The sequence below is a fragment of the Dyadobacter sp. CY347 genome (assembly GCF_021502655.1).
Taxonomy (GTDB): domain Bacteria; phylum Bacteroidota; class Bacteroidia; order Cytophagales; family Spirosomataceae; genus Dyadobacter.
In genome coordinates this window covers 1,019,949-1,045,443 of sequence record NZ_JAKFFT010000004.1, presented here as the reverse complement: position 1 = coordinate 1,045,443, position 25,495 = coordinate 1,019,949, and the positions used below count along the sequence as shown (strand labels likewise).

Sequence of the window (25,495 nt, the reverse complement as noted above, 5' to 3'; positions counted from 1 at the left end):
TTTCGGGTCTTTACGCGTGGCTCAGATCCGCGAGTTTCAACAGATTTTCACTATTGAAATCCATGCCGCCTTCCGATTCGCTTTCTACCAGCGCAACGAAAACTTCAACATTGTCACCCAGAATCCCAAGCCAACCGATAAGGACTGCTTTGGCGCCGGTCGTCAGGAGAATCTGTCCATAGTCGACGAAAAAACCGGGGGCGAATTTAGGCAAAACAGCGAACATATTCTCGCCAAACCACTTGTTTCTGATCGCTATTTCACCCAAAACAATGTTGGGCAAAGTGTAAACAAACAAAGAAGGACTTGGAGCCCCATTAAGTTCATAAGAGTGCACAAATCGCAGGTCCGTATCTGCGCTGGATGACTGGTTTGCAAACAACATTGCAATTTCATCGTCCTTATACTTGTCCGTAAGTCCCTGATTTGCACGTTTTATTAATTCAGAAGCCAGGAAACCGGCCTGTGACAGCGCATCCATTTTATAGAACTTTGGATAAACGATCTCCTGCTCTTTGTAAATCTGTTTGAACCAACTGTCGGCAGCGTCTTTTTCCCGCGTTACCACGATTTCGCCATTAACCGAACAATGATCAGACGACAAATGGCAATATGTTGTAATCAAACTCATAAACTTCTGATAATCAAAGATGCATTGCCGCCACCAAAACCCGAGGCCGTTTTGAGGATGGTTTTGGGATGGCTGGTCATGTTATCTGCAACAACATTCAATTTTTTTGAAGTGCCGCTTTCCTGATAACCGAGGCTTTTAAGCAAAATTCCGTGCTGCATCATTTGCATGGAAGCTGCCGTTTCAATCACGCCTGCGGCACCGAGCGTATGTCCGAAATAACCTTTCAAACTGCTCAGCGGCACGTCATTAAGGCCGATCCGGTCGAAGGCAATGGATTCCATTTCATCATTAAAAACCGTTGCCGTGCCATGTGCGCAAATGAAATCGATTTCATCAGGCGCTACGTGGTTGGTTTCAAGCGTCTTTTTTACACTTCGAAAAAGCCCCTCACCGGTTCGCGACGGACCAGAAATATGGTTGGCATCATTGGCGCTTGTGCCAGAAAGCAGCCGGAATGCGCCATTTTTGAAAATTCCTTTCGTTTCAGAAACAACCACAGCACCGCATCCTTCTCCCATAGTAATGCCATTACGCAACGCATCAAATGGCGCGCAAGGTTTGTCACTGATTGCAAAAAGGGATTGAAAACCGTAAACAACAAAGTCTGAAATCAGGTCGCAGCCTATCACAATTGCGTGATCGTAAATTTTTGCATTGATTAAATTACTCGCTGCATTAATAGCCAAAACGCCTGATATGCAAGCATTTGGAAGCACAACAGGCCGGTTAGCAAGGCCGAATGCCGTAACCAGTGCATCAATGCTTTTACCAAATTGATCCGTGATATTTTTGTCGAGCTCACCTTTTGTCGAACTGACGAGCACGATCGTTTTATCAGATGTCAGGATTGCAGGGTCTATATTTTCAGCAACTGCCGCCAGTGCGTCCGAGATCAGTTTTTCGAATTTAAATTCACTGACCAAGTCCAGCATTTTGGACAAATAAAGGTCTGTATCGTCAAATCCGGCTTGTTTAACCAGAGAAATCCCCGACCGATTGGCGTGCATAGCAGCCCAGTTTTCAGCTGTGGTCCTACCCAATGGACTTATGATTACTTCGGCGCCGATGTAGGTCATTCTCAATTTAATAAACCTTATTTTTTTCTTTCCAATCCCGATAAAACTCGGGGGTTATCAGCTCCAATGTGCGTGTTTCCTTGTCCAGGAACACCTGCATGGTTTTGCCCGCTGCACACAACTCACCAGTTGTCAGGTTTAACACCTCATATTCAAACTGGATTTTTGCAGATTTCGCAGGAATATACTTTGTTATTACTTTGATCTTCTGACCGTAATATACCGGAGCTTTATGGTCAATTTCTGATTTTACGATTGGTGTAAAGTAGCCTTTATCGAAAATTGTCAGGTATTCCAGGCCGTAGGCTTTACCAAAAGCTTCTCTTCCGTCTTCAAAAAATTTCAGGTAATTTCCATGCCAAACCACGCCCATTGCGTCTGTTTCACTAAAACGTATATCAATTTCGATTTCCGAAGCAATCATATCACTCAAAGTCGTTAGGGGTTATTGTGTCACCACAATCTTCATTTCACAGCCGAGCAATATACGCCCTTCCAAGAAACTTTCCCCTTTAACCAGGTAAATATTTCCCAATTGATGTAGAGGTTCTACGATTGTCCGGATGGTGGCATGGACTGCCGGGAGTTGATGGACTTCCACTTTCGTAATAGCGCCTATAAAACCAATTTTAGGCTCCCCCGCTTCCTCACGGCCCAAAAATCCGAAGGAAGCCGCACAAGTCTGCGCAATATTTTCCAGCAAGCCCGACTCCTGAAAATGTCCGTCTTCAACCAGAACATTATCCTCTTCTATATAAAAATCTGACTCAAACCGGTCGTTAGTAACACTGACCAAGTTATCAATCATGATAAAGGGCTCTCTGTGCGGAATGTATTGACTTATAGCATCTTTGGATACTTTCATTAAACAAAAAATTTGAAATAGTTAAACCATTGTTCAGGATATTCTTTCACTTTTCGTTCAAGTTCGGCCACATATAACGCAGCGATTTCTTCCGGTTTATGCTTTCCTGTTAATGGTAAAGTGGCGCTCAGGTGATAACTGTATTTTCCGTCTTTGGCAGCAAAAACAAATGTTACCGGCGCATCGAACTTTGAGGCGATAATAAACGGTCCGTAAGGAAACTTAGCTTTCCTGCCGAAAAAATCCAGCTCTATAAACTTAGCCCCATCCAGGTAACGGTCCGAATGAATCGCCACAAACTCATTATTAATGAGCGCATTGCGAATTGATATAATGTGTGAAAGGTCATTTTTGATCGCTATGACCTTGAACCGTGAGCCGCCCGTTGAACTGTCCATGAACTGCTTAATGCTCTCCACTTCGGCGTCCAGCATGACAATGTTAATGGTCGGTGTAATGCGGCCTTTGAGCAGATTACCGGCTGTTTCCCAGTTGCCCAAATGCGCGCTTAGCAGAATCCCGCCTTTCCCGCCATCCCGGATATCAATGAGATACTGTTCATTTTCAAATACATGCGTGAATTTTTCCGTCTTCCCAAGCAGGAATGCGGCGCGGTCTACCAATGTTTGACCGAAGATGTAAAAGTTTTTCCTGGCCAGCTTTTTGGCCTTTGGAATCGGAAGGTGGAGGGTATTTTGGTAAAAGTCCAGTAACGCGCTCTTTTGCTTTGCTGCAAAGAGATAGTAATAATAGGTTACCAGCTGCAAAAGGCCGTAGGCAAAATCCAGCCCCAGCGTGTTAATGAAAAAGAGAAAGATTTTGTAACCAGCTAATGATCCTTTGGTTTTACCATCCCAACGGCTCATTCTTACAGATCTAGTTTCTTACGCACGAGCCGGTAAAAATCGCCGAATGTCACGATCTCCTTGAAGTCTTCGCCTGTAATTTTAATGTTGAGATTTTCTTCAATGAGCACTACAAGATCCACATAGTCAAGGCTGTCCAAATCGAGCGTATCTTTGAGACTGTTTTCAGGAAGAATCAGATTCCGGTCCACCTCAAACTCCTCAGATAAAAAATCCCTCGTTTCTTCGATAACTTCTTCCCAACTCATTTTTACGTCGTTAGCATACATGGCTACAAAATTAAATTATTCTTGCTGATAGTTTAATGATATTGCTCTTTTTTAAATTAAATTCTGCCGCTTACACAATAATCCAATACAAAAACCATTGCGGGTCGCTCAGGAATTCAGAGCAGAACAAAAATACAAATTTATGGTTGCCGGGAACCGCCGCTTACGAAGTTACGACTTCGCAAACCGCCCTGATCAGGAGATCTTTTTGAGAATTAAGGTTGAATTTGTTCCCCCAAATCCAAACGAATTCGAAAGGAAACAATTGATTTCCTGCGACGTGGTTTCAGCTATAATGTTGATCCTGGCTGAATCTTCGTCAGGGTTTTCGAAGTTGATATTGGGTGCAATAAAAGAATTTTGCATCATCAATAAGGAGTAAACAATCTCGCTTGCACCCGCCATCCAGCACTCATGGCCCGTCATGGATTTTGTTGAGCTAACCGGCGTTTTGTTTCCAAAAACTTCGAAAATAGCCCTTGCTTCGCTTCCGTCGCCTACCGGAGTCGATGTGGCGTGGGCATTGATGTAATCCACCTCGTCTGCGGCAATGCCGGCCTGGACCATTGCCATTTTTAGTGAGCGGATCTGCCCATCGATGCTTGGGTTGGATATGTGGTCGCCGTTGGAAGAAAACCCGTAACCAATGAGCTCTGCCAAGATTGGAGCACCACGCTTGATTGCGGATTCATAGGATTCAAGGATCACTGTGGCTGCGCCTCCGCTTGGGATCAGCCCGTCGCGGTCGCGGTCAAATGGCCGGGAAGCTTTGGCAGGTTCGGATTCGCGCACCGAGAATGTTCCCAGCCCGTCAAAACTGGCCATAGCAGCGGTATTAATTTCCTGTGCTCCTCCGCAAATGACCCTCTCCTGCAATCCCTGCCTGATCATCATATAGCCCATCCCGATCGAATGTGAGCCTGATGCGCAAGCCGCACTAAGCGTAAAATTGATGCCTTTCAGCTTAAAGATCGTTGAAAGGTTCATATTCACGGTGCTGTTCATGTTTTGAAAAATAGCACCGCTTCCGATTAATGTTGTGTCGTGTTTTTCTTTGGCCTTTTCAACAGCTTCCACGACCGATGCCGCAGTGCTGTCGTTGCCATAAATGATCCCTGTTTCTGTCGTTTCCAGATAATCTATGTCCAATCCCGAGAGTTCAAGTGCCTGGCGTGTAGCCATATATGCGTAAATAGCGGGCTGGTGCATGCCCAGGCGTTGTCTTCTGGACAAATAATTTTTCAGGTCTGGCTCCTGAACCATGCCCGTCAAAGCAGAACGAAATCCAAAATCCTTTCTATCCTGATCAAATACAATCCCGCTCTTACCGGCATATAAAGATTTTGCGACCTCATCCAGGTTTTCACCTAGACAAGAGTAAATCCCAATTCCGGTTACGACAACTCTCTGATCCATTAATTATGAATAAATTCCTCCGTTGATGTTAATCACCTCGCCCGTAATGTAGGCGGCTTTGTCCGAGACCAGAAAACTCACCAGATGCGCAACTTCCTCCGCCTGCCCGAAACGGTTCATCGGGATCATTTGCTTTAATTCTGCTTCATTCAGGTCTTTGGTCATATCGCTGGTGATAAAACCCGGCGCCACTGCATTCACAGTGATCTTCCGCTTTGCGACTTCCTGTGCCAACGCTTTTGTGGCAGCAATAATTGCCCCTTTGGCCGCAGAATAATTCGTTTGTCCTGCCACACCCTTCATTCCGGAGACCGATGCAATGTTCACGATCCGGCCCGATCGCTTGCGCAACATTTGCTGAATGGCATTTTGTGTAACATTAAAAAGCCCTTTGGCAGAAATGTTCATCACATCGTCCCAATCCTGTTCAGGCATCCACATAAACAAGCCATCCCGTGTAATTCCGGCATTATTCACCAAAACACTGATAGACTTTTCCTCGTTCTTTTCCCTCCATTTGTTCAACGCCTCGTCCACTTCCGTTTTTGTCTGAACATTGAATTGCAGCAATTCGCCATTCCCACCGGCAGCCACAATTGCGGCAAGCGTTTCCTCCGCCGCAGATTGATTTGAAGAATAATTAACCAGAATATACAAGCCGTGATCTTTCGCCAGCTGCACCGCTATGGCACGACCCAATCCGCGTGAAGCGCCTGTTACCAATGCACAGCTCATAATTTAAAGGGGGTTTCTTTTATATATTCAAAAACAGCGGCAATGCTTTCAGATTGCGGGATATCTTCCTTCACGAAATGCGCATGGCGCCGGATCTGGCTGTAAATTGATTTTGCATTGGGTGATAACCGCTCCCTTTCATCCGGTTCCAACAAGTCAATCGCCTGGCAAATGGCCATGATGTGAATGGACATGACCTGGAATGAATTTTCCAAAACCTGCTTGCAAAGGACAGCGCTGTTCGTCCCCATGCTTACAATGTCCTGGTTATCATTATTATTTGGAATGCTATGCACGTAAACCGAACCGGATAATGCCTGATTTTCGGCCGTTGTGGAAGTTGCTGTAAACTGTACGCCCTGGAATCCGAAGTTCAACCCCCAGGTCCCGGCATTCAGGAAGGGCGGAAACTTACCATTCAATTTGCTGTTCATGAGAAAGTTAAGCTGGCGTTCCATGAGCATGGAAAGCTTGGTCAGCACAATTTTAACCTTATCCATTTCCAGTGAAATGTAGTCACCATGGAAATTGCCACCGTGGAAGACATTGTCGTCATCGGGGCTTACAATCGGGTTATCGTTGGTTGAATTCAACTCATTTTCAACGACTTCCTGTGCATATTGCAATGTATCAAGAATCGGCCCCAATATCTGCGGAACGCATCTTACTGAATAATATTCCTGGATCTTGCGCTCAAACTCCTTGCGCTGCAAAGCTGTATCATCTTTAAAAAGCTCTTCCCTATTGCGGATCAGCTGACTTCCAGCCACAAAATCACGCATTTGCTGCGCAATGACCTGCTGTCCCTTATGATGCTTCACCGCATTCAGTTGCTTGGAAAACGAATCGTCAAATGCCTCAATAACCTCATTCAGCATCGACGACGCGGCAACTGCCCATTGTACCAGTCTTTTGGCATATATAATGTTGATAGCCGCAATGCCCGTCATGCAGGAAGTTCCGTTGATCAGCCCAAGGCCGTCGCGCAGTTCCATTTTCAGCGGTTCAATGTTGTTTTTTGCCAAAACATCGGCCGTATTTGCTCTTATTCCGCTATCATAAACATGCCCTTCGCCGATCAGGTTAAGGCCGAGATGTGAAAGCTGCACAAGGTCCCCGCTCGCGCCAACGCTTCCGTGCTCGAAGATTTCGGGGACAATGCCTTTGTTCAAAAACGCAACGAGTTGCTTGATAACACCTGTGCTGACACCCGAATTGGCCTGTAAAAAGGAATTCAAGCGCGCCACCATGACGCTGCGGGCGTAGATTTCGTTAAGTGGTTTCCCGATGCCGCTGGAATGGCTGCGGATCAGGTTGTATTGCAGGTTACTCAGCTTATCAGTCTCGATCCGGTATTGCGCCATCGGGCCAAAACCGGTATTGATTCCGTATATAATTTTATCTTTGGAGAAATTCGTAAGAAATGTAAAGGACTTAGAAACTTTATTGAGGGCGTCTTCGGCTAAGATAAATTCCTTCTTTTCAAAAGCATACTGCTCGATATGAGCTAAGGAAATACTATTCATTTAGAGATTGCATAATTAATATTACGTAAAATAAATCTTTTTTTGCGGTTTTGACAAACATACGGCAATCGGCAAACGTGCCGCCGGAAGTTGCCGGAATTTTACATTTGCTTACTTTTGTCTGACATTCACGTTCCCCTTTCAATGATCGGAGATTTACTTTTAAGGTTACATCAGTTCCTTTCCAGACACAAGCCCGCATTCTTCCTTAGTCTGGTTGTCCTTACAAGTTTTCTGGTCCTTGGAATCGCGCGGTTAAAGGTAACGGAAAGCATTTTTGCAACCTTACCGAAGGGTAAAAGCTTCGAAGAATTCAACCGGCTCATCGAAAGCAAGAACATCATCAACCAGATCGTCTTTTCGATTGACATTCCGGAGGAAACCACATCTGAGGAAGCAAAATTGCTCGGAGAAGCTTTTTCCGACTCGTTAACCAGGTATACCAATGGCGCCATCCGGAACATTCAGATCGAACGGCCGTTCGTTCAGGAAGATGTTTACCAATTTGTTTACAGCCGCTTTCCGGAACTGATCGATTCTTCTTATTACTCCCACATTGCATCGCGGTTAAACGCAGATACGGTCAAAGCCTCTGTCAATTCAGCTTATAATCAGCTTACAACACCCGGTGGGACATTTCTCAAACAATTCATAGTCAATGATCCGCTTGGCATAACCGGCCCCTATTTTCGGAAATTAAATGCCAACAGCAATGCAAACGGCATGGTGCTGGAAGATGGCGTCATGTTTACAGGCGACCGCAAGAAAATGATCATCTTTGCCGCAACAAGCTTTGATTCAGGTAATTCCGAAAAGAATGTTGAGCTGTATGAAGATGTAGAAGCATTCAAGTCCCGGTGGAATAAGCGGCAGAGACACCATAACTTTTCTTATTTCGGCACTTTTCAAATCGCAGCACGCAATGCTATCCAGGTCAAAAAGGATTCCTATTTAACGTCCTTCGTCGCATTGGGAGGCATTTTGCTCTTGCTGATCTTTTATTATCGCAAATTCCTCATTCCGCTTTACATTATATTACCCGGCGTTTTCGGGGCGATATTTGCATTGGGCATTATTGGCTATGTCCGCCCTGAGATATCGGGCATTTCCCTAGCGACCGGCGCCGTAGTTTTTGGCATTTTGCTCGACTATGCATTTCATTTTTTTACACATTTAAGGCATACCAATTCCATTTCCACGGCAATCAAGGAAGTAAGCGCGCCTTTGCTGACGGGCAGTTTTACAACTGTGATGGCTTTCAGTGCATTACATTTTGCCAATTCGGCGGTTTTGCAAGATTTTGGGCTTTTTTCATCCCTTAGTCTGCTCGGAGCAGCGCTTTTCACATTGATTGCATTGCCCGTTATATTATCCTCAGTTGCATTTGAGAAAAAGCGAATGCCCGAAGAAAGCCGTGCGTTCTGGTTTCCGCAAATCCAGGAAAAGTCTAGACCGATGGTTTTGGGATTCATTGCCGTTGTAACCCTGATATTCCTCTATTTCGCTCAGTTTACGGAATTTGACAGCAGTTTTGAAAACCTCAGCATTCAGGATGAAGATTTACAAAAACGGGAAGAGACGCTTACCGGGATTGACCCGAAGGCTGAAAAAAGGATCTATATTTTCGCTGGCGATCCTGTTAGGGTGAAAGCGGAGTCAATAAATTATAAGGTTTACCAAAATCTGATCCGGCTTCGTGATCAGGGTAAAATAAACAGCTTTGTTTCCTCCGGGTCATTCCTTATTCCCCAAGAACTCCGGCTCGAACGGAACCGCCAATGGCATGATTTCTGGGATTTGGGCCGGAAGGAAGCGACGTATAATGCACTGGATCAGGCGGCTGTAAAGAAAGGATTTAACGCCAATGCATTCAGTGATTTTAAAGGCTGGGTCGCCGGCCAGCAACCAGGCGGTGTTCCCGTGGATACATTGCTAGCCGAACTGGGCCTGGATAATCTGATCGAATCGAATGCCAAGGGGACGACCTTTATCACCACATTGATCGTTCCGCAAAACCAGCTGGCAATTGTCAAGAACGAACTGAGAACAATCCCCGGAATAGCATTGTTCGACCGCGGAGAACTTGCCGGCGATCTGTTGAAAATGGTCAAAGATGACTTTAATTACCTCCTGCTCATTTCGGCGTCCATTGTGTTCCTCACATTACTTGTCGTCTACGGCCGGATCGAATTAACACTGTTAACTTTTCTGCCAATGGTGATCAGCTGGATCTGGATATTGGGCATAGCAGCTATTTTGGGCATAAAATTCAACTTTGTGAATGTTATCGTAACGACATTCATCTTCGGGCTTGGCGACGATTTCAGTATTTTCGTTACGGACGGACTGCTCAATAAATATAAATACGGGAAGGATTCGCTTCGTTCTTACCAGTCGGCCATTGTGCTATCCGCCACAACAACGATCATCGGAACGGGTGTCCTTATTTTTGCCAAACATCCGGCGATTCAATCCATTGCATTGATCAGCGTGCTGGGCATTGTTTGCATCCTTTTCATCTCCTTCGTTTTTCAGCCTGTCCTTTTTGGTTTTTTTGTTCAAAACAGAATTGCGCGTAAAAAGGCCCCGGTAACCTTACTGCCGTTCCTGATCAGCATTTCCAGTTTTACCTACTTTTTATCCGGCTGCTTATTCCTGCATATCAAACTGGTTGCGATCTTATTATTGCCTATTTCGAAATTAAGAAAGAAGGCCATGCTGAACCGTTCGCTTTCTTTTTACGCTAAAACTGTGATCTATTCCGGGCCGCATGTAAAGAAGAATTTTTCAGGGCTGGACAACCTGCAACCTGAAAAGCCGGTCATTTTCATTGCCAACCACACTTCATTTCTGGACATTTTGCTGGCTATTATGCTCAATCCCAAGATCGTGTTAATGGTCAAAGGCTGGGTTTATAATTCACCATTTTTCGGCCCGATCATTCGCCACGCGGGTTATGTGTATACAGACGACGGCCCTGAAGAGAACATTCATCAGGTAAAAAAGCTGGTTGCAGACGGTTATTCATTGCTGATCTTTCCGGAGGGGACGCGGTCTGAGGACGGCGAAATCGGGCGGTTCCATAAAGGCGCTTTTCACCTTGCGGAGCAGCTTAATTTGGACATTCAACCCATATTGATCCACGGTGCTTCCGATGTTTTGCCTAAAAATGATTTCCTGATCCGCCCCGGCGCACTCAACGTCCGCGTGCTTCCACGCATCCGACTCGCTGATCCTCAATGGGGCAGCCAGCTTCGGGATAGGACTAAAAACATTGCCGCTTATTTCAGAACGGCATTTGCTACCTATAAAGACGAGATGGAGGATACTGCTTATCTGAAACATAAAATTTTCGCCAATTATGTTTTCAAAGGCCCGGTGCTGGAATGGTATTTCAAAATTAAATGGCGGCTGGAAAGCAAGAATTTTGCGCACTACAATGCGTTAATCGGAAACAGGAAAAATATCCTCGACATTGGCTGTGGTTACGGCTATTTGTCATTTTACCTGCATTATAAAAACGCGGACCGCCAGATCACCGGCATTGATTATGATGAGGAGAAGATCAGCATTGCACAGAACAGTTACCGCAAAACGGCGAGTCTGAGCTTTTTAAACAGCGACATTATGCAGGCTGACCTGGGGAGTCAGGATGTAATATTTTTGAATGATATACTGCATTATTTATCAACAGAAAAACAGCTTAAATTGCTAGACCGGTGCGCATTAGCATTGCAACCGGATGGCATCCTTTTCATCCGCGACGGCATCACGGATCATCAGGAAAAGCACAGGAACACGCAGAAAACGGAAGCACTATCCACGGGAATTTTCTCATTTAACCGTAAAGAAGATGAATTTCACTTCTTCGCATCGGCTGACATCCGTGAATTTGCGGCCAGGCACAATATGCGCATTGAGATGCACGAACATTCCAGCAATACATCGAATGTGCTGTTTATTTTGCGGCCACTGACCAGATAATAATTCGTGGATTATAAACTTTTTCATTAATCATTTTCATGCAATCTTCCGCCGTGCAAAAAGAATACGACTTTGTAATTGTAGGCAGCGGCCTCGGCGGCCTGGCTTGTGCGAACATTCTGGCTTTGGAAGGTTTCAGCGTTGTTGTGCTGGAAAAAAACCATCAAATAGGCGGACATTTACAGGTTTACAGCCGTGGAAAAAGCATTTTTGACACGGGCGTCCATTATGTAGGCAGCCTGGACAAAGGCGAGAACCTGTATCAGTTTTTCAAATATTTCGGAATACTTGACAAGCTGAAAATGAAACGGATGGACGATGACAAGTTTGACGTCATCCGCTTTCAGGATGGCTCGGAATATGCTTACGCTCAGGGATTTGATCATTATAAAAACGCTTTGATCGAATATTTCCCGGAGGATAAGACCGCTATCGAAACCTATTGCGACAAGATTTTAGAAGTTTGCGAAAAATTCCCGCTTTATAACCTCAGGATTTCGGGAGACAATTACCAGATGGACGGCGATGTGATGGGATTGAATACGCACGATTTCATTGCGTCGATCACTGACAATGAGCGCCTTCGGAATGTGTTGGCCGGATCAAACCTGCTTTATGCGGGCGTCCGTGACAAAACGCCATTTTACGTTCATGCGCTGATTATGAAAAGTTATTTGTCGGGCTCATACAAATTTATCGATGGCGGCTCCCAGATTGCCATACAGATGAGCAAGGCGATCAGGGCGCATGGCGGGGAAATTTACAAATATAAAAAAGTTGTTTCGGCCAATTATGATGAAGAAGGCAAGATCACGGAAGTGGTTTTGGAAAATGGCGAGACGTTTAAGGGTAAACAGTTCATTTCAAATGTGCATCCTTCCGTGACCATTGACATTTTTGGGAGTGAGAGATTCCTTAATGTGTATAAAAACCGTGTTCAGGGATTAGAAAACAGCATTTCGACCTTTTTGGTGCATGTTACTTTCCGGGAAAAAAGCTTCGAATATTTAAATTACAATATCTATCAGCATCACATTGACGACGTTTGGGGAGGCATTGATTATGATCAGGAAACCTGGCCGCAAACCTATTTTATTTGCACCCCATACATTTCCAAAACAGGTCAATATGCTGATTCCATGTCGATTATGACCTATATGAATGCTTCCGAAACCGAAAAGTGGAGCGGGACTTTCAGCACGGTGGCCGAGCCGGGCGTGCGTGATGCGGAATATGAGCAGTTTAAAAAAGACAAAGAGGCCAAAGTTCTGGCGCGGTTAGAGGAAGTTTTTCCGGGAATTTCAGAGAAAGTGAAGGCAATTCATAGCGCTACACCACTGACATTCAGGGATTACATTGGCAATAAAGACGGCTCTTTGTATGGAGTACTGAAAAACTCGAATTCGCCTACGCGGACACAGATCAATACAAAAACAAGAATTCCGAACCTGCATTTAACAGGACAAAACATTTCAATGCATGGCATACTTGGCGTCACCGTGAGTGCTTTTGTGACATGCTTTCCATTTGTAGACAAAGAGAAACTCATCCAAAAAGTTAAAAATGCCTAATCATGCAAACAGTTGATGTTGTGGTCATTGGTGCCGGACCCGCCGGGACAGTTGCAGCTTCCTATTTAAAAAAACAGGGCTACGATGTCACAATTTTAGAAAAAGAAAAATTCCCCCGTTTCCAGATCGGCGAAAGCCTGCTGCCCTGCTGCATGGAGCATTTGGACGAATCTGATCTTTTAGAGGCCGTTAAGTCCAGAAATTTCCAGAAGAAGACCGGTGCTGCATTCATGCGGGGTGAAAAAAGATGCGAATTTCTCTTTTCCGAACAATTTACCAAAGGCTGGGAATGGACATGGCAGGTTAAGCGCGCCGATTTTGACCTTACGCTTGCAGAAGCAACCCAAGCAAAAGGCGTTGACGTAAAGTTCGAATGCGAAGTATTGAAAGTAACGTGCAGCGCTGACATTCAGCACATTGAGTATCAGGATATCGACGGCAACCGCCACGAAATCCAGTCCAGGTTTATCATTGATTCCAGCGGATATGGCCGCGTGCTTCCACGGTTGTTTGATTTGAGTAAACCTTCTGCATTCAGTCCCAGAGGCGCCATTTTCTCACATTTGGAAGACAAAAACCGGACTGAAAAAACCAGTAACAACATTTTCGTCCACTCATTTGATAACAATAGGTCGTGGATCTGGGCGATTCCATTTTCAGATGGCTCAACTTCCGTGGGAATAGTTGGGGATAAGGAGAAGATTACGGAAATGGCCGAAAATGGTGGCGAAGCTTACAAAAATTTCATCCGTGACTTCGAAGATCTCAGTGGTCGTTTCAAGGATTCTGAGTTAAAATTTGAGCCGCGGCATATCCTTGGCTATTCCATTGGCGTCAAAAAGATGTTTGGGGAAGGATTTGTGCTTTCGGGAAACAGCACTGAATTCCTGGACCCAATCTTTTCGTCCGGCGTCACTTTCGCAACCGGTTCGGGACTGCTTTCAGCAAAACTGACCCACAAGCATTTGCAAGGCGAAATTGTGGATTGGGAAAATGATTATGAAAAGGTGGTCCAGCAAGGCATCAACGTTTTTAGAAGCTATGTTACAGGGTGGTATAGCGGTGATTTTCAGACCATTGTATTTGCAGACCAGATCAATGATAACATTAAGCATCAAATTTGTTCTGTGCTCGCTGGGTATGTATGGGACAAATCCAACCCATTCGTAAAAAAGCATGACACCATTCTGCCAACGCTGGCGAAGGTCATCAAAATGAAGGAAAAAAATATAGAGGCTAAACTGAAAGACGCTACGGAGTAAGTAGAATAAAACTGTGCTGAATTTCTTTATAATGATTATAGATCAGCACATTACGTGACTTTTGACCTTGAGAGTTGTCACGAATACATTGTGAAGGAACTGGGTGGCCGGAAAGCATTTTAACGGCCAGCCATGTTGCAAAAGCCGATGCCGTGGGATAATCCCCCACCATATTCTTGTAAGTATAACTGCTGCTGCCCGGGAAAAAATTGTTTTGAAAATCCACGTATAAATGGTCCGTGCGGTTATCCCCGCTGATCCCTAAAACCAACGTATCGATATCCTGGCGTGTGAGCCCGTTTCGTTCCAAAAAATAATCCAGTTTTTCTTCAAGGTCGTCACCTTTTGGATGATTGATCTGGTCCACATCCATAATACGCGCCAGCGTGCGTTCGCTTCTGGACGATTCTACAACAAACATTGTAGCCCCTTCCCCATTCACCGATCCGGGCGAATCGGCTTTCAGCAAATCATTTGAGGTTATATCTTCTGTTTTGAAATAACCATTCAAAAAATCAATGTTATGGTTGTAATCAGAAATTTCCTCCACGCTGCCGACCAGGATGCGCCGGAGTTTTTTCTCTTCCAAAACCATCATTGCATCCAGTAACGCCGCTTCGAAAGCCAGTCCCTTGTGAACATGCGTTGTATTATAACCCGTCACCTTGCTCATTAAAGCCAGATTTCCCGCAACTGCATTTGGTGTGCTCTGAACGAAGTGGGTGGGCGTTAATGTGCCTTCGTCGTAATCTACGATCTGGTTCAGGAATTTCAGGCAATCCCCTAATCCGCCATTTGCGGTTCCGAGAATGATCCCGTCCATATCAGTTTTCCGGATCAGCGGCAAGCCCGCCCCTACGCCCATACGGACGGCTTTGCCCATTCGGCGCAACAAAGCGGCCGGTATCAATTCGCCATAACCCGGTTCAATGGCAGCGTAACGATTGCCGCGATGCACTTTAATCTCTCCCCGGAAAAAGGCGTTATCAAATGTTAATTGGGGTGAAATACAGGCTAAGTCTGTTACGTACATTCGGGATTTAATGTGGGTTAGTTGCCGGCGTCGGCAATAAATTGTTTGAGTTGAAGCGCATAGTCATCGATTTGTCTTTGCGTTTCGCTTTCGTCCCAATTCAATTCCCGTGCCATCAGATTTGCAACAATAGGTAGGCAATTCAAGGTTTCGTTCCAATCGGTAATTTCCAGCCTTATTCTTCTTGCCAAGAAATCCCGCGGCGTCATAACCATTTCCTTTCTGACCGTGTAAATCACTTCGGCCTGAATGTAAGGATAGGACGCGCTTAGGCGCTCTTTTAAGGAACTGTCGGTGATAATTAATTCTGCCACCAAAGCAGCCCGGGAACCGTATTTTCTGACCAGGTGCAGCGCAACGTCTTGCGGTAATGCGTATTCCGAAGTGAGTTTTCCGGATAACGAAGCATCATAATTTTCCCCGCCGGCCAGCATATGGTTTGCTGTCAGGCATTCATTTCGTTTGGAAAACAATGCATCCGCTTCATCAATGGTGTCTTTGGCCATCAGCCGGTAAGTCGTCCATTTTCCACCGAGAAGGCTAACCAGTCCGCTGGACGAATCCACTTCAACTTCATGGTCCCTAACCAGGCTTTTGGTCGATTTTGAGGGATCTGCTGCCAGTAATGGCCTTAGTCCGCCAAAACCGGCTTTTAATGTCTTCATGTCAATCGGATTTGCCAAAAACGGATTCAATGTGTCCACTAAATATTTCTTCTCCGACTCATTCAAGGTTGCCTCAGAATCAATGCTATCAGATTCTGTATCCGTTGTTCCGATCATCATGGCACCCTCGAAAGGAATAGCAAAGACGACTCGGCCATCGGAAGTTTTGGGGATTAGCATTGCATATTCGCTGTTCAATGTCGCATAAGGCAGCACCACGTGAACGCCTTTACTGGGGCGAAGCCGCTCTGGCAATGCGGGATTGGCCAGCAACCTTATTTTGTCCGAAAACGGCCCGGTACAATTGATTACCAACCTAGATTTGATAATAAATTCACCGCCAAGCTGCATATCCTTCACCTGAACGCCCACGAGTTTGCCAGAGTCATTTTTGGTAAAACCCGTCACATCCAGATAATTAGCCACAATGCCACCCGCCTCCGAAGCCGACTGTACCAATGCCAGACAATAGCGCGCATCGTCGAGCTGGCCGTCATAATACAGAACGCCGCTGTGCAGTTTGACTTTGTTCAATGTTGGGATTTTGTCCAGGACTTCCTTTTTGGAAAGCCATTTGCTTTTGGGAAGCGAATCATTGGTCGCAAATGTATCGTAGAGTTGCAGGCCAATTTTGAAATACAGCCCTTCTATCCAGGAACTTACGGGCGTCATCAGCGCGAGCGGACGCGCCAGGTGCGGTGCATTTTTGAGAACCGTATGACGCTCTTCCAAGCCATGACGGACTTGTTTAAGCTGCGCGAAATCTAATTTTTTAAATGCCTGTTCCAGGTAACGTACGCCGCCGTGGATCAGCTTGGTGGAACGGGACGAGGTTTCGGAAGCGAAATCTTTCTTATCAATGATGGCGACTTTATATCCCCGCAAAACCGCATCCAATGCACAACCAGCCCCGCTTGCCCCTGCCCCGATGATACAAATATCAAATTCTTCACTTCTTAATTTATCCAGCGATGCGTTACGATTCATTGATTGGCAGAATATCGAGCATTTGATTGACCTGTTGCAAAAGTACAAAGTCGGGCTTGAAAAGTGGCCCTTGCTGAACGGTCTTTTAAAGTTTGGCCGCAAAAACTTTGGTATAATAATTGCAACGCCGGAGTTACCATGCAGCGATCATGACTGCATTACATTTTATCTATTTTCACATAAACCAACTAAAACATGGGCTTACTATCGTTTCTTAAAGGCGTAGGGGAAAAAGTTTTCAAAAAAGAAGAAACAGCCGTTCCCACGCCGGAGGCTGAACCACTAAGGGCCAGCGCGCTCCTCGCACACGTGAAAGCGCTTGGGCTTGCCTATAACAGTTTGACAGTCAAAACATCAGGTGATACTGTAACCATAGAAGGCGAAGTGGCACAACAGGAAGATGCAGAAAAGATAGCTCTTGCAGTAGGAAACGTAGAAGGCGTTGAAGTGGTCGACAACCGTCTGAAAGTGGCCACTCCGGCACCGGAAGCAACTTATCACACTGTGGAAAAAGGCGACACGCTTTCAAAAATAGCGAAAGAAGTGTATGGCGATATGATGAAGTATCCTATCATTTTCGAAGCAAACAAACCTATGCTCACGCATCCGGATAAGATATATCCAGGCCAGGTTTTAAGAATACCGGCACCCTGATGCAGATCGGAAACAAAAAAAGCAGCCTCAAAATTTTGGGGCTGCTTTTTTATGTCTTGTTGAAGTGATTAATCTTCCTGCGCGATAACGTTCAGGGCGATTTTGTGTTTCACTTCTTTATGCAAATCGATTGTTGCAGAGTAAGTTCCGATGGACTTTACGTCGTCCAAAGTAATTTTCTTGCGATCGATGTTGAAACCTTTTGCTTTAAGAATATCAGCAACTTGTGTGTTGGTAACACGTCCGAAAATACGGCCGCTTTCTCCAACCACTGTTTTGATATCAATTGTAAGATCGCCGATTGCTGCTGCAATTTCTTCCGCGTCTTTTTTCAGCTTTTCAGCTTTGTGCGAAGCCTGACGCACGTTTTCAGCAACGATTTTGCGGTTAGAGGCATTAGCCAATAATGCAAAACCCTGAGGGATAAGGTAGTTACGACCGTAACCTGCTTTCACAGTTACGATATCGTTTTTATAACCTACACCTGCTATATCCGTTATAAGTATGATTTCCATTGTTTGTAGCTCTTTCTATATTATTTCAATTGATCAGCAACAAAAGGCAATAAAGCCAAGTGACGCGCTCTTTTAATTGCCTGAGAAACTTTGCGCTGATATTTCAAGCTTGTTCCTGTAAGGCGGCGTGGCAAGATCTTACCTTGCTCATTCACCAGTTTCAATAAGAAATCCGGATTCTTGTAGTCGATATATTTAATGCCTGCTTTCTTAAAACGGCAGTATTTCTTACGGTTATTGTTTTTCTCAACCGGTTCGTTTACTAGTGACATAGCTTATGCGTTTTCGGTTTTAGACTCAGTTGACTCTTCTCTTTTTCTTCCAACCAGACCCTTACGTTTCTTCTCGTTGTAAGCAATTGAATGCTTATCCAGGGCGATGGTCATAAAACGCAAAATGCGCTCGTCACGACGGAATTCGGTTTCCAAAACGTCAACCACGTTTCCTTCATTTGCTGTGTATTCTACAACATGATAGAAACCTGAGTTTTTCTTTTGGATGGGGTAGGCCAGCTTGCGCAATCCCCAATTTTCTTCATGTACAATCGATCCACCATTTGCGGTGATGATTGTCGTGAATTTTTCAACGGCGTCCTTTGCCTGGGCCTCAGACAAAATGGGAGTTAGAATGAACACCGTTTCATATTGCTTAGACATACGGTAATTGATTAATTATATAATGTAAAATAAAAACCCTCACTTTGGGTTCATACCAAAATGAGGGTGCAAAAATAGGGCTTGAAATCCAGAATTCCAAGCCCCGATCTTACTTAAATTCAAGCAGTACAGCGTGGTTACTTCACTTCGAAGTCGCCCTGCCCTATTTTAAAGCCTTCACTGTAAACTTCGATGGCATATTTGCCATCCTTCAACGGGATCCCGCCACGTCCGTACAAAATGTCAACCGACTGGCCGCTGTTTGTAAAATTGACAGTCTGCCGTGAGCTGTAAATCAGCTCCTTACCATCATGAATGAATGATCCTGATCCTGTGGCCATATCGGATAAAACTGCTCCGTCCGGATCCAGAATGCGCAAATACATTTCCTTTTCGTTCTGTTTGGCAACGCCGTTAGGCGCCAGACTGAAATTCACACGAAGCTTATCAATGCGCTTTGCCTTGTATTTTCCGCCTTCGCGTTCCTTTCCTTTTGCAGAAACAGCATTAACTGTCAGATTTTCAGCCCTTAATGCGGAAGCAATGTTCACTTTCTCCGCCAATTCCCTGTTTTGAACTGAATAATTGGTTACCGAGTCAGCAAGCAGTTGTTTTTCTGATTCCAGGCCGGTCACTTTCTCGTTCAGTTCCTGGTTTTTCGTAGTTGCGATGCCCAATTCCTGCCTCAGCTGCGCGATTTCGGTGTCTTTTTCATTCAGCACAGTTTCATAACCCTTGATCTTCTTATTATAGCCCAATGCAGAATAGTTGCTCATGTTTTTCAATTCCAGCTTATCCTTTTCAAGCTGTGATTTCATAGCCATTAAAGAATCCACGCTGCCGCCAAGTTTCTGAATTTCAGCGATTTTGATGTCCAGCTCTTGCGAAATCGAGTCGAGCTTAGTTTTGATAAAAAGAACTTCTTCGGTTTTAGCAGTTATAATGTCATCCTTTGCGAGATTTTCCTGTTTTTCATGATAGATAAAATAAACAAGCACCAAATTAAGCAATAGCAATACGGCCAAAGCGGCCCATAAGAGTGTTTTCCTGTCTTGCTTTTGTTCCTGATTATAGTCCATACAGAAGGTTATATTTTTTAATTAGTTGGTAAAAGAACTATGTTTTTTTCAATTTTGAAATATGTTAACATCTATTTCTGGATGCTGGCCGGGAAATTTTCTCTTTAATGCATTAATAATCAAAAATTTAGTCCTCAAAAATGCCTTCAATCGCTGAAAATATACAACAAATAGAAAAAGGATTAAAACAGGAAACCCGCTTGGTTGCCGTAACAAAAACGAAGCCAGAAGAAGTTCTCCTTGAAGCATATAAAGCTGGCTGTAAACGCTTTGGCGAAAACAAAGTGCAGGAGATGACCGCAAAATACGAGGCACTTCCGAAGGACATTGAATGGCACATGATTGGTCATTTGCAAAGCAATAAGGTCAAATATATGGCCCCATATGTTGCTTTGGTGCATTCGGTGGATAGTTTCAAATTATTAAAGGAGATCAATAAGGAAGCGGCGAAAAATGATCGTTTGATCGATTGCCTGCTGCAAATTTTCATCGCGAAGGAAGAGACAAAATTTGGATTGTCGAAAGAAGAGGCTGTTGAAATACTCACTTCCCCAGCGCTCCCCACATTGAAAAATATCCGTATAGCAGGACTTATGGGAATGGCCTCCAATACAGACGATCAGAATGCTGTCAGGAATGAGTTCAAGGGATTAAAATCACTTTTCGAATCATTCAAAAAATACAATAATGAGCAGATCAGCATGCGCGAGCTTTCCATGGGCATGAGCGCGGATTACAACATTGCCATGGAGGAAGGCAGCACGCTCGTACGCGTGGGAAGCGCTATTTTTGGATCACGATAAACTGATCACGTCGGCCACTTTACTCTTTACAAATTCAAAAGAAAGCTGCGAGCAAGGCTCACCTTTTTGCCGGATAAAGACTGCATTTTCCTGTCTTCCATAACTTCCCGAATAAGGGTTATACTCCGGAAAATCATTCAATGAGCCCATTAAAATGATTCCGAATGTGCCCGTAGCATTGCCCAAATGCGAAGGCCCGCTATCCAATCCAATAAAATACGAAGCGCGGCGAATCACCTCAGCTGTTTCCAGAATGGTTAGCTGGCCGCACAGGTTGCGATAGGCTTTTGAGCTAACATTCAAATTGCTCTTCAAACCAATTTCAACGATTTGATAAGGGTAATTGTCTGATAACCAATGTACGAACTGCTCCCATTTTTCGGCGGGCCAGTCTTTCGGCGCGTAGTTGGATTGACAATGCAACACGATAAATGGCTCTGTCAGCTGCAATGAGTCCACTTTCTGACGATGATTTTCCTGTAAATAAAGTTTCGGCTGATCATCAGCTGGGAATGCAGCTTTCGCCGGAATCAAATCACCCGTTTGCGCGAAGACTTCAAGCAGGTTACCAAAGTTGAAATAGTTGAAAATGTTAATGTTACGCCGCTCAGCAACGGGATTGTCAATGAAAACCTGACACTTAGGACAATGGTTGTTGTTTGTAAATTGAAGTTGAATAACCTCGTCAAAAATGCCTGTATCCAGCAAAGTCTTCCGTTCTGTCACACAGAATTCCTTGAAAACTTCGTCAATGGAAGGATTATGGCTTACCAATTCGCTGAATGATGGTTTGACAAACCAAACAATGTGCGCGTCAGGATGCAAAGACCGCACATAACGCGAAATCGGTTCAGCTGCCACAATGTCGCCGAAATGTTCCGTCCGGATGATCGCAATCAGCTTCTGACCTTTTTGCAATTTGCCTTTAACGCCCTTGAAATATAGGTAAGCCTGATAACCAAGCAGGTGGGCTTTACCAATGTGCGTGTATTTGTGATAACGATGAGTCCAGAGCGCTATAAAACTTTTTAAGCTCATTTGCTAAGTATAATCTACAAGTTGCGGCTTTAACGAATCCGCCTATACAAGCTCGCAAGATAATAAATTTGAAACAAAGAGTTGGTTGCGCTGCATTCCGGGCATAACTTTACCGGGCTGCTCTATCGGAAAATTATGGTCCGCATAGCAGCGCAAACCTCGTTTTTAATTATTCAGATTAATACAAAATATGATGAAATTCATGATTCAGGCTGGTGGGATTTTGGGTGCACTTGCAGTTGCATTGGGTGCCTTTGGAGCACATGCATTAAAGGGCATGCTCGAAGCTTCGGGGCGTAGCGAAACCTTTGAAACGGCTGTAAAATACCAGTTTTATCACGCCATTGCCATGGTTTTGGTTGGCTTGCTCATGCAGCGTGCGGGCACAGACGCCATCAAATTACTGGGCTGGTCGGGCAATGCATTCGCGATTGGCGTGATCATTTTTTCAGGCTCACTTTATGCAATATGCTTCACAGGAATTACCAAATTCGGCGCCACCGCTCCGATTGGCGGAGTTGCGTTGATAGTGGGTTGGGTGTTGCTGATTTTGGCAGCGGGGAAAATGTAAAAATTAACCCCTCGACAATGTAAACGGCCGCTGTGCGTCGATTTTCAGGAACACAAACAACAAAATTGAGAACGACCATAGTGAGGATCCTCCGTAACTGAAAAATGGCAGCGGAATGCCGATTACGGGCATTAATCCGATGGTCATACCAATGTTGACCATGAAGTGGAAGAATATGATCCCGGCCACACAGTAGCCATAAACGCGTGCAAACCGGCTTCGCTGTCGCTCGGCGAGCACAACGAGCCTTGCTATTAAAGATACAAATAGCACCACCACAATGGCGGAGCCGATAAAACCGTGCTCCTCGCCTACTGTGCAAAATATAAAGTCGGTGCTTTGCTCTGGTACGAAGTCGAATTTAGTTTGTGTTCCCTGTAAAAAACCTTTTCCCGAAAACCCGCCTGAGCCGATTGCGATCTTCGACTGGATCACATTCCAGCCAATGCCGCGCGGGTCAGAATCTGGGTCGAGTAATACCATAATACGGCCTCTCTGGTGTTTTTGAAGCACATTATTCATAAAAAAATCAACCCCGAAAACAATCCCGATCATTACAAATCCGATAATGATCGTCGCCCAAAGCCCGCCCCGCCGCCGGGTCATTACCGGCATGAGCCATATGACCAGTCCCGCGATCACAATGATGGCTCCTGCGATATACCATTTCACAAACAGCAATGTAATGATCAGCAAAGCGGCCGTCACCATGCCGATAGCTGGAATAAAGCCGGGCATTCCTTCGCGGTAAAGCACAATGGCAAATGAGGCAAAAACGAGCATAGAGCCCGTTTCATTAGACAAAAGAATCAGGAAAGCAGGCAATGCAATGATCCCCATAATCGGGTAATAATCTTTGAGCTTGCGTGTGAGACTAATGGCCGGATCACTCAGATATTTGGAAATAGCGAGACTGATCGCCAGCTTGGAAAACTCAGCGGGTTGCAGCGAAAAAGAGCCAAATTTAATCCAGGAACGGGATCCGTTAATGTTGGAACCGGCAAATAGAACCACCACCAGCAGGAAAATAATCACTGCATATATAATGAAGGAAAATGTTTCGTAGAACTTGTAATCGATCACCAGAATGCAAATGATCAGTACAGCCGCCGTTCCGATCCACATCAGCTGTTTTCCTGCATTATTCCCCAGATCGAACATGCTCATATTCACTTCCGGGTTGTAAACCGCCGCGTAAATGTTCACCCAGCCTATGCCGAGGCACGCGATGTAGATAAGCACCACCATCCAGTCCACATTCTTCGTAATTGGCTTATTTTCGGCCATTTTCGGTCTTTGGTTATTGTTTTTTAGGTGCAGTTACAGGCTTCTCAAGCAGCTTTTTCTTTGCCGAATCCGGGGAGATCAGCTTCTTTTTCAACGAATCGGGAGAAATTGGCTTTTTCTGTCCGGGCAGAATAACTTTGCTCATCAAATCGGATTTCAGCATCCGCTCTTCCAGCGCTTTGTTGGTCACCTTTCTTGTGAGGTATTTTTCGATGATCAAGTTGGCAATCGGCGCGGCTGCCGAACCTCCTGCCCCTGCATTTTCTACAAAAACCGCGATAGCGATTTTCGGATTTTCAACAGGAGCGAACGCGATAAAGATCGAGTGGTCATCCCCGCGCTTATTCTGCGAAGTTCCCGTTTTACCGGCAATGGTAATGCCTTCCACACGTGACCTGCGGGCCGTTCCGCCTTCGACAGCTCCAATCATTCCTTCGATAACAGGATCAAAATTGTGGGAATCGACGCCCGTTTCATGTCTTACCAAAAAATCCGGATTGACCTTTTTGCCATCGCCGATGCCGTGGATCACGTGGGGCGTGTAAAAATAACCTCTGTTGGCAATGATCGCCGCCACATTGGCCATTTTGAGGGGCGTAATCAGCAACTCGCCCTCACCAATGCTCAGCGAATAAATGTTAGAGAATTTCCAGCGATACTCGCCATAAAAGCGGTCATAGTATTTTTTATTGGGCAAATTCCCCTTGTATTCACTGGGAAGGTCAATCCCTAACCTTTGTCCAATCCCAAATTTACTGATCGCATCATGCCAGGCATCCAGACCAACAGCCGAAGCTTTAAAAGTATTTTGAATGTTGTTTTTATAAATAATCCGCCTGAAAACATTGTAGAAATACGGGTTACAAGAGTGCATAACGCCCAGAGCAACGGTTCCTGTGGCCGGGTGATTGTGGCAGCCGACCGGGCAATTTGCATGTGTAAAACCACTTTCCGGCGTAATCACGCCTTCCTGCAAACCGATCAATGCCTGTATTAATTTGAATGTTGAACCTGGCCGGTAACTCGCCATAACCGGCCTGTTGAACAGCGGCTTATATGGGTTTCGCGCCAGTGCAGCGTAGTTTTTAGAAAAATAACGACTTGCCAGAATGTTTGGATCATAAGTCGGCGCGGAAACCATGGAAATGATCTGACCGGTTTTGGGCTCAATAGCCACAACGCTCCCTACTTTATTAACCATCAGACTATCAGCATATTGCTGCACTTCCAGATCGATGCCCGAATAAAGATTATCGCCAGCAACAGCCATCGTGTCCAGCTCGCCGCCTTTCCACGGGCCTTTGTAAACGCCGCTCACATTCTGCATCACGAACTTCGTCCCGCGTTTTCCGCGAAGCTCATTTTCATAAATTTTCTCAATCCCGCTCTGGCCAATGTAGTCGCTCTGGCGATAGTAAGGCTCCTCCTGCTTTTCCAGCTGGCCTCGCGTGATTTCACTCACGTAACCAAGCGTGTTTGCTAGCGTAGGGGCAGTGTACGTACGCAGGGAGCTTTTGGCAAATTCAAAACCGGAATAATCCACCATAATGTCCTGTATCGAGGCAAAATCCTCTTTGGACAACTGGCGAAGAAATAAGGAAGGTTTCACTCGGCTATATGCGCTCGCAGCATGCATTAAACTGTCAAAATCGCGGCGTTCGATGCCCAGAACCTGGCAAAAACGAAGTGTATCATCTACACGTGCTTTGTACGGCGTAACCAATAAATCATAAACCGGGGTGTTATAAACGATGAGCTTTCCTGTGCGGTCGTAGATCTGTCCGCGGAAAGGGATTTCTATGACACGTTTAATAGAGTTACTGGACGATTCGATGGAGTAACTCTCGTCCAGAACTTGCAAGTAGAAAAGTCGAAATAAGTAGATTAAACCTACTAAAGCAAAAAAACCAATGATGACAAAGCGACGACTTTCAAGCATTCTGCACTAAAAATTCCTGTTCCTATTTTCACACGAAGTTCGTCATATCGCGAGACTTATCAAA

The 25,495-nt window shown here is 45.0% G+C and carries 24 protein-coding genes; 6 read left to right on the top strand and 18 right to left on the bottom strand.

Going from position 1 to position 25,495, the window contains the following annotated elements; translation table 11 throughout:
• Positions 1-10: 10 nt before the first annotated feature.
• The 9 genes from L0659_RS12510 to hutH form a co-directional block, all read right to left on the bottom strand.
• Positions 11-631 carry a hypothetical protein gene (locus L0659_RS12510; RefSeq protein ID WP_235126382.1) on the bottom strand — a complete coding sequence of 207 codons (621 nt, stop codon included), beginning with the start codon at positions 629-631 and terminating at the stop codon, positions 11-13.
• Positions 628-1,710, bottom strand: a complete 1,083-nt coding sequence (locus L0659_RS12505; protein WP_235126381.1) for a beta-ketoacyl synthase — start codon at positions 1,708-1,710, stop codon at positions 628-630. The genes L0659_RS12510 and L0659_RS12505 overlap by 4 nt, the downstream gene beginning before the upstream one ends.
• Before the next feature lie 7 nt (positions 1,711-1,717).
• Complete coding sequence (locus L0659_RS12500; RefSeq protein WP_235126861.1) at positions 1,718-2,134, bottom strand: thioesterase family protein; 417 nt, start codon at positions 2,132-2,134, stop codon at positions 1,718-1,720.
• Positions 2,135-2,155: 21 nt separating this feature from the next.
• Positions 2,156-2,575, bottom strand: a complete 420-nt coding sequence (locus L0659_RS12495) for a hypothetical protein (RefSeq protein ID WP_235126380.1) — start codon at positions 2,573-2,575, stop codon at positions 2,156-2,158.
• Complete coding sequence (locus L0659_RS12490) at positions 2,575-3,441, bottom strand: lysophospholipid acyltransferase family protein (RefSeq protein ID WP_235126379.1); 867 nt, start codon at positions 3,439-3,441, stop codon at positions 2,575-2,577. Before L0659_RS12490 ends, L0659_RS12495 begins: the two co-directional genes overlap by 1 nt.
• Positions 3,442-3,443: 2 nt before the next feature.
• Complete coding sequence (locus L0659_RS12485) at positions 3,444-3,710, bottom strand: phosphopantetheine-binding protein (protein WP_235126377.1); 267 nt, start codon at positions 3,708-3,710, stop codon at positions 3,444-3,446.
• 195 nt (positions 3,711-3,905) lie between these two features.
• A complete protein-coding gene (locus L0659_RS12480; protein ID WP_235126374.1) occupies positions 3,906-5,126 on the bottom strand; it encodes a beta-ketoacyl synthase in 1,221 nt (406 codons plus the stop codon).
• A gap of 3 nt (positions 5,127-5,129) precedes the next feature.
• Complete coding sequence (fabG, locus tag L0659_RS12475; protein WP_235126372.1) at positions 5,130-5,861, bottom strand: 3-oxoacyl-ACP reductase FabG; 732 nt, start codon at positions 5,859-5,861, stop codon at positions 5,130-5,132.
• Positions 5,858-7,387, bottom strand: a complete 1,530-nt coding sequence (hutH, locus tag L0659_RS12470) for a histidine ammonia-lyase (protein ID WP_235126371.1) — start codon at positions 7,385-7,387, stop codon at positions 5,858-5,860. The genes fabG and hutH overlap by 4 nt, the downstream gene beginning before the upstream one ends.
• Before the next feature lie 144 nt (positions 7,388-7,531).
• Between hutH and L0659_RS12465 the strand changes: the two genes are divergently transcribed.
• From L0659_RS12465 to L0659_RS12455, 3 genes are read left to right on the top strand one after another with little or no spacing between them, the layout of a single operon-like run.
• Positions 7,532-11,371, top strand: a complete 3,840-nt coding sequence (locus tag L0659_RS12465; RefSeq protein ID WP_235126369.1) for a trifunctional MMPL family transporter/lysophospholipid acyltransferase/class I SAM-dependent methyltransferase — start codon at positions 7,532-7,534, stop codon at positions 11,369-11,371.
• A 38-nt stretch (positions 11,372-11,409) separates the two neighbouring features.
• Positions 11,410-12,942: an NAD(P)/FAD-dependent oxidoreductase gene (locus L0659_RS12460; RefSeq protein ID WP_235126368.1), complete on the top strand. Its 1,533-nt coding sequence runs from the start codon at positions 11,410-11,412 to the stop codon at positions 12,940-12,942.
• Between the two features lie 2 nt (positions 12,943-12,944).
• On the top strand, positions 12,945-14,204 hold the full coding sequence (locus tag L0659_RS12455) for an NAD(P)/FAD-dependent oxidoreductase (protein WP_235126367.1): 1,260 nt from the start codon (positions 12,945-12,947) through the stop codon (positions 14,202-14,204).
• Here L0659_RS12455 and L0659_RS12450 read toward each other — a convergent pair.
• Both L0659_RS12450 and L0659_RS12445 read right to left on the bottom strand, forming a co-directional pair.
• Positions 14,194-15,237: a beta-ketoacyl synthase chain length factor gene (locus tag L0659_RS12450; protein ID WP_235126366.1), complete on the bottom strand. Its 1,044-nt coding sequence runs from the start codon at positions 15,235-15,237 to the stop codon at positions 14,194-14,196. The two genes, L0659_RS12455 and L0659_RS12450, sit on opposite strands and share 11 nt — an antisense overlap.
• Positions 15,238-15,254: 17 nt before the next feature.
• On the bottom strand, positions 15,255-16,889 hold the full coding sequence (locus L0659_RS12445) for a glycerol-3-phosphate dehydrogenase/oxidase (protein WP_235126365.1): 1,635 nt from the start codon (positions 16,887-16,889) through the stop codon (positions 15,255-15,257).
• A 195-nt stretch (positions 16,890-17,084) separates the two neighbouring features.
• Here L0659_RS12445 and lysM point away from each other — a divergent pair, with 195 nt between their 5' ends.
• Positions 17,085-17,543 (top strand): peptidoglycan-binding protein LysM, encoded by a 459-nt coding sequence (gene lysM, locus L0659_RS12440; protein WP_235126364.1) that lies wholly within the window; start codon positions 17,085-17,087, stop codon positions 17,541-17,543.
• Positions 17,544-17,611: 68 nt separating this feature from the next.
• Here the strand turns inward: lysM and rplI are convergent, their stop codons facing one another.
• The 4 genes from rplI to L0659_RS12420 form a co-directional block, all read right to left on the bottom strand.
• Positions 17,612-18,058: a 50S ribosomal protein L9 gene (gene rplI / locus L0659_RS12435; RefSeq protein WP_082214465.1), complete on the bottom strand. Its 447-nt coding sequence runs from the start codon at positions 18,056-18,058 to the stop codon at positions 17,612-17,614.
• A gap of 20 nt (positions 18,059-18,078) precedes the next feature.
• Positions 18,079-18,330: a 30S ribosomal protein S18 gene (rpsR, locus tag L0659_RS12430; RefSeq protein WP_026630174.1), complete on the bottom strand. Its 252-nt coding sequence runs from the start codon at positions 18,328-18,330 to the stop codon at positions 18,079-18,081.
• Between the two features lie 3 nt (positions 18,331-18,333).
• On the bottom strand, positions 18,334-18,714 hold the full coding sequence (gene rpsF, locus L0659_RS12425) for a 30S ribosomal protein S6 (protein ID WP_026630175.1): 381 nt from the start codon (positions 18,712-18,714) through the stop codon (positions 18,334-18,336).
• Positions 18,715-18,851: 137 nt separating this feature from the next.
• Positions 18,852-19,793: a hypothetical protein gene (locus L0659_RS12420; RefSeq protein ID WP_235126363.1), complete on the bottom strand. Its 942-nt coding sequence runs from the start codon at positions 19,791-19,793 to the stop codon at positions 18,852-18,854.
• A 140-nt stretch (positions 19,794-19,933) separates the two neighbouring features.
• Here L0659_RS12420 and L0659_RS12415 point away from each other — a divergent pair, with 140 nt between their 5' ends.
• A complete protein-coding gene (locus L0659_RS12415) occupies positions 19,934-20,596 on the top strand; it encodes a YggS family pyridoxal phosphate-dependent enzyme (RefSeq protein WP_235126362.1) in 663 nt (220 codons plus the stop codon).
• Here L0659_RS12415 and L0659_RS12410 read toward each other — a convergent pair.
• Entirely contained in the window at positions 20,588-21,634 is a 1,047-nt protein-coding gene (locus tag L0659_RS12410) for a glycosyltransferase family 9 protein (RefSeq protein ID WP_235126360.1), read from the bottom strand. The genes L0659_RS12415 and L0659_RS12410 overlap by 9 nt on opposite strands.
• A gap of 193 nt (positions 21,635-21,827) precedes the next feature.
• Here L0659_RS12410 and L0659_RS12405 point away from each other — a divergent pair, with 193 nt between their 5' ends.
• Entirely contained in the window at positions 21,828-22,205 is a 378-nt protein-coding gene (locus tag L0659_RS12405; RefSeq protein ID WP_026630179.1) for a DUF423 domain-containing protein, read from the top strand.
• Between the two features lie 3 nt (positions 22,206-22,208).
• Here L0659_RS12405 and rodA read toward each other — a convergent pair whose 3' ends face one another.
• Together rodA and mrdA are read right to left on the bottom strand one after the other, a co-directional pair.
• The gene (rodA, locus tag L0659_RS12400; protein WP_235126357.1) at positions 22,209-23,492 is read right to left on the bottom strand and encodes a rod shape-determining protein RodA; all 1,284 of its coding nucleotides are present in this window, start codon (positions 23,490-23,492) and stop codon (positions 22,209-22,211) included.
• 13 nt (positions 23,493-23,505) lie between these two features.
• Positions 23,506-25,431, bottom strand: a complete 1,926-nt coding sequence (gene mrdA, locus L0659_RS12395) for a penicillin-binding protein 2 (RefSeq protein ID WP_235126356.1) — start codon at positions 25,429-25,431, stop codon at positions 23,506-23,508.
• Between the last annotated feature and the right edge of the window lie 64 nt (positions 25,432-25,495).

Bases quoted from the DNA above. Each gene is read 5' to 3' on its own strand.
- L0659_RS12500 (WP_235126861.1), bottom strand. From the start codon at position 2,134: ATGATTGCTTCGGAAATCGAAATTGATATACGTTTTAGTGAAACAGAC.
- L0659_RS12490 (WP_235126379.1), bottom strand. From the start codon at position 3,441: ATGAGCCGTTGGGATGGTAAAACCAAAGGATCATTAGCTGGTTACAAA.
- L0659_RS12495 (WP_235126380.1), bottom strand. From the start codon at position 2,575: ATGAAAGTATCCAAAGATGCTATAAGTCAATACATTCCGCACAGAGAG.
- L0659_RS12450 (WP_235126366.1), bottom strand. From the start codon at position 15,237: ATGTACGTAACAGACTTAGCCTGTATTTCACCCCAATTAACATTTGAT.
- L0659_RS12480 (WP_235126374.1), bottom strand. From the start codon at position 5,126: ATGGATCAGAGAGTTGTCGTAACCGGAATTGGGATTTACTCTTGTCTA.
- L0659_RS12410 (WP_235126360.1), bottom strand. From the start codon at position 21,634: ATGAGCTTAAAAAGTTTTATAGCGCTCTGGACTCATCGTTATCACAAA.
- rodA (WP_235126357.1), bottom strand. From the start codon at position 23,492: ATGGCCGAAAATAAGCCAATTACGAAGAATGTGGACTGGATGGTGGTG.
- L0659_RS12455 (WP_235126367.1), top strand. From the start codon at position 12,945: ATGCAAACAGTTGATGTTGTGGTCATTGGTGCCGGACCCGCCGGGACA.
- L0659_RS12460 (WP_235126368.1), top strand. From the start codon at position 11,410: ATGCAATCTTCCGCCGTGCAAAAAGAATACGACTTTGTAATTGTAGGC.
- L0659_RS12420 (WP_235126363.1), bottom strand. From the start codon at position 19,793: ATGGACTATAATCAGGAACAAAAGCAAGACAGGAAAACACTCTTATGG.
- rpsR (WP_026630174.1), bottom strand. From the start codon at position 18,330: ATGTCACTAGTAAACGAACCGGTTGAGAAAAACAATAACCGTAAGAAA.
- mrdA (WP_235126356.1), bottom strand. From the start codon at position 25,431: ATGCTTGAAAGTCGTCGCTTTGTCATCATTGGTTTTTTTGCTTTAGTA.
- rpsF (WP_026630175.1), bottom strand. From the start codon at position 18,714: ATGTCTAAGCAATATGAAACGGTGTTCATTCTAACTCCCATTTTGTCT.
- L0659_RS12445 (WP_235126365.1), bottom strand. From the start codon at position 16,889: ATGAATCGTAACGCATCGCTGGATAAATTAAGAAGTGAAGAATTTGAT.
- L0659_RS12465 (WP_235126369.1), top strand. From the start codon at position 7,532: ATGATCGGAGATTTACTTTTAAGGTTACATCAGTTCCTTTCCAGACAC.
- L0659_RS12485 (WP_235126377.1), bottom strand. From the start codon at position 3,710: ATGTATGCTAACGACGTAAAAATGAGTTGGGAAGAAGTTATCGAAGAA.
- L0659_RS12510 (WP_235126382.1), bottom strand. From the start codon at position 631: ATGAGTTTGATTACAACATATTGCCATTTGTCGTCTGATCATTGTTCG.
- L0659_RS12405 (WP_026630179.1), top strand. From the start codon at position 21,828: ATGAAATTCATGATTCAGGCTGGTGGGATTTTGGGTGCACTTGCAGTT.
- fabG (WP_235126372.1), bottom strand. From the start codon at position 5,861: ATGAGCTGTGCATTGGTAACAGGCGCTTCACGCGGATTGGGTCGTGCC.
- L0659_RS12505 (WP_235126381.1), bottom strand. From the start codon at position 1,710: ATGACCTACATCGGCGCCGAAGTAATCATAAGTCCATTGGGTAGGACC.
- rplI (WP_082214465.1), bottom strand. From the start codon at position 18,058: ATGGAAATCATACTTATAACGGATATAGCAGGTGTAGGTTATAAAAAC.
- L0659_RS12415 (WP_235126362.1), top strand. From the start codon at position 19,934: ATGCCTTCAATCGCTGAAAATATACAACAAATAGAAAAAGGATTAAAA.
- lysM (WP_235126364.1), top strand. From the start codon at position 17,085: ATGGGCTTACTATCGTTTCTTAAAGGCGTAGGGGAAAAAGTTTTCAAA.
- hutH (WP_235126371.1), bottom strand. From the start codon at position 7,387: ATGAATAGTATTTCCTTAGCTCATATCGAGCAGTATGCTTTTGAAAAG.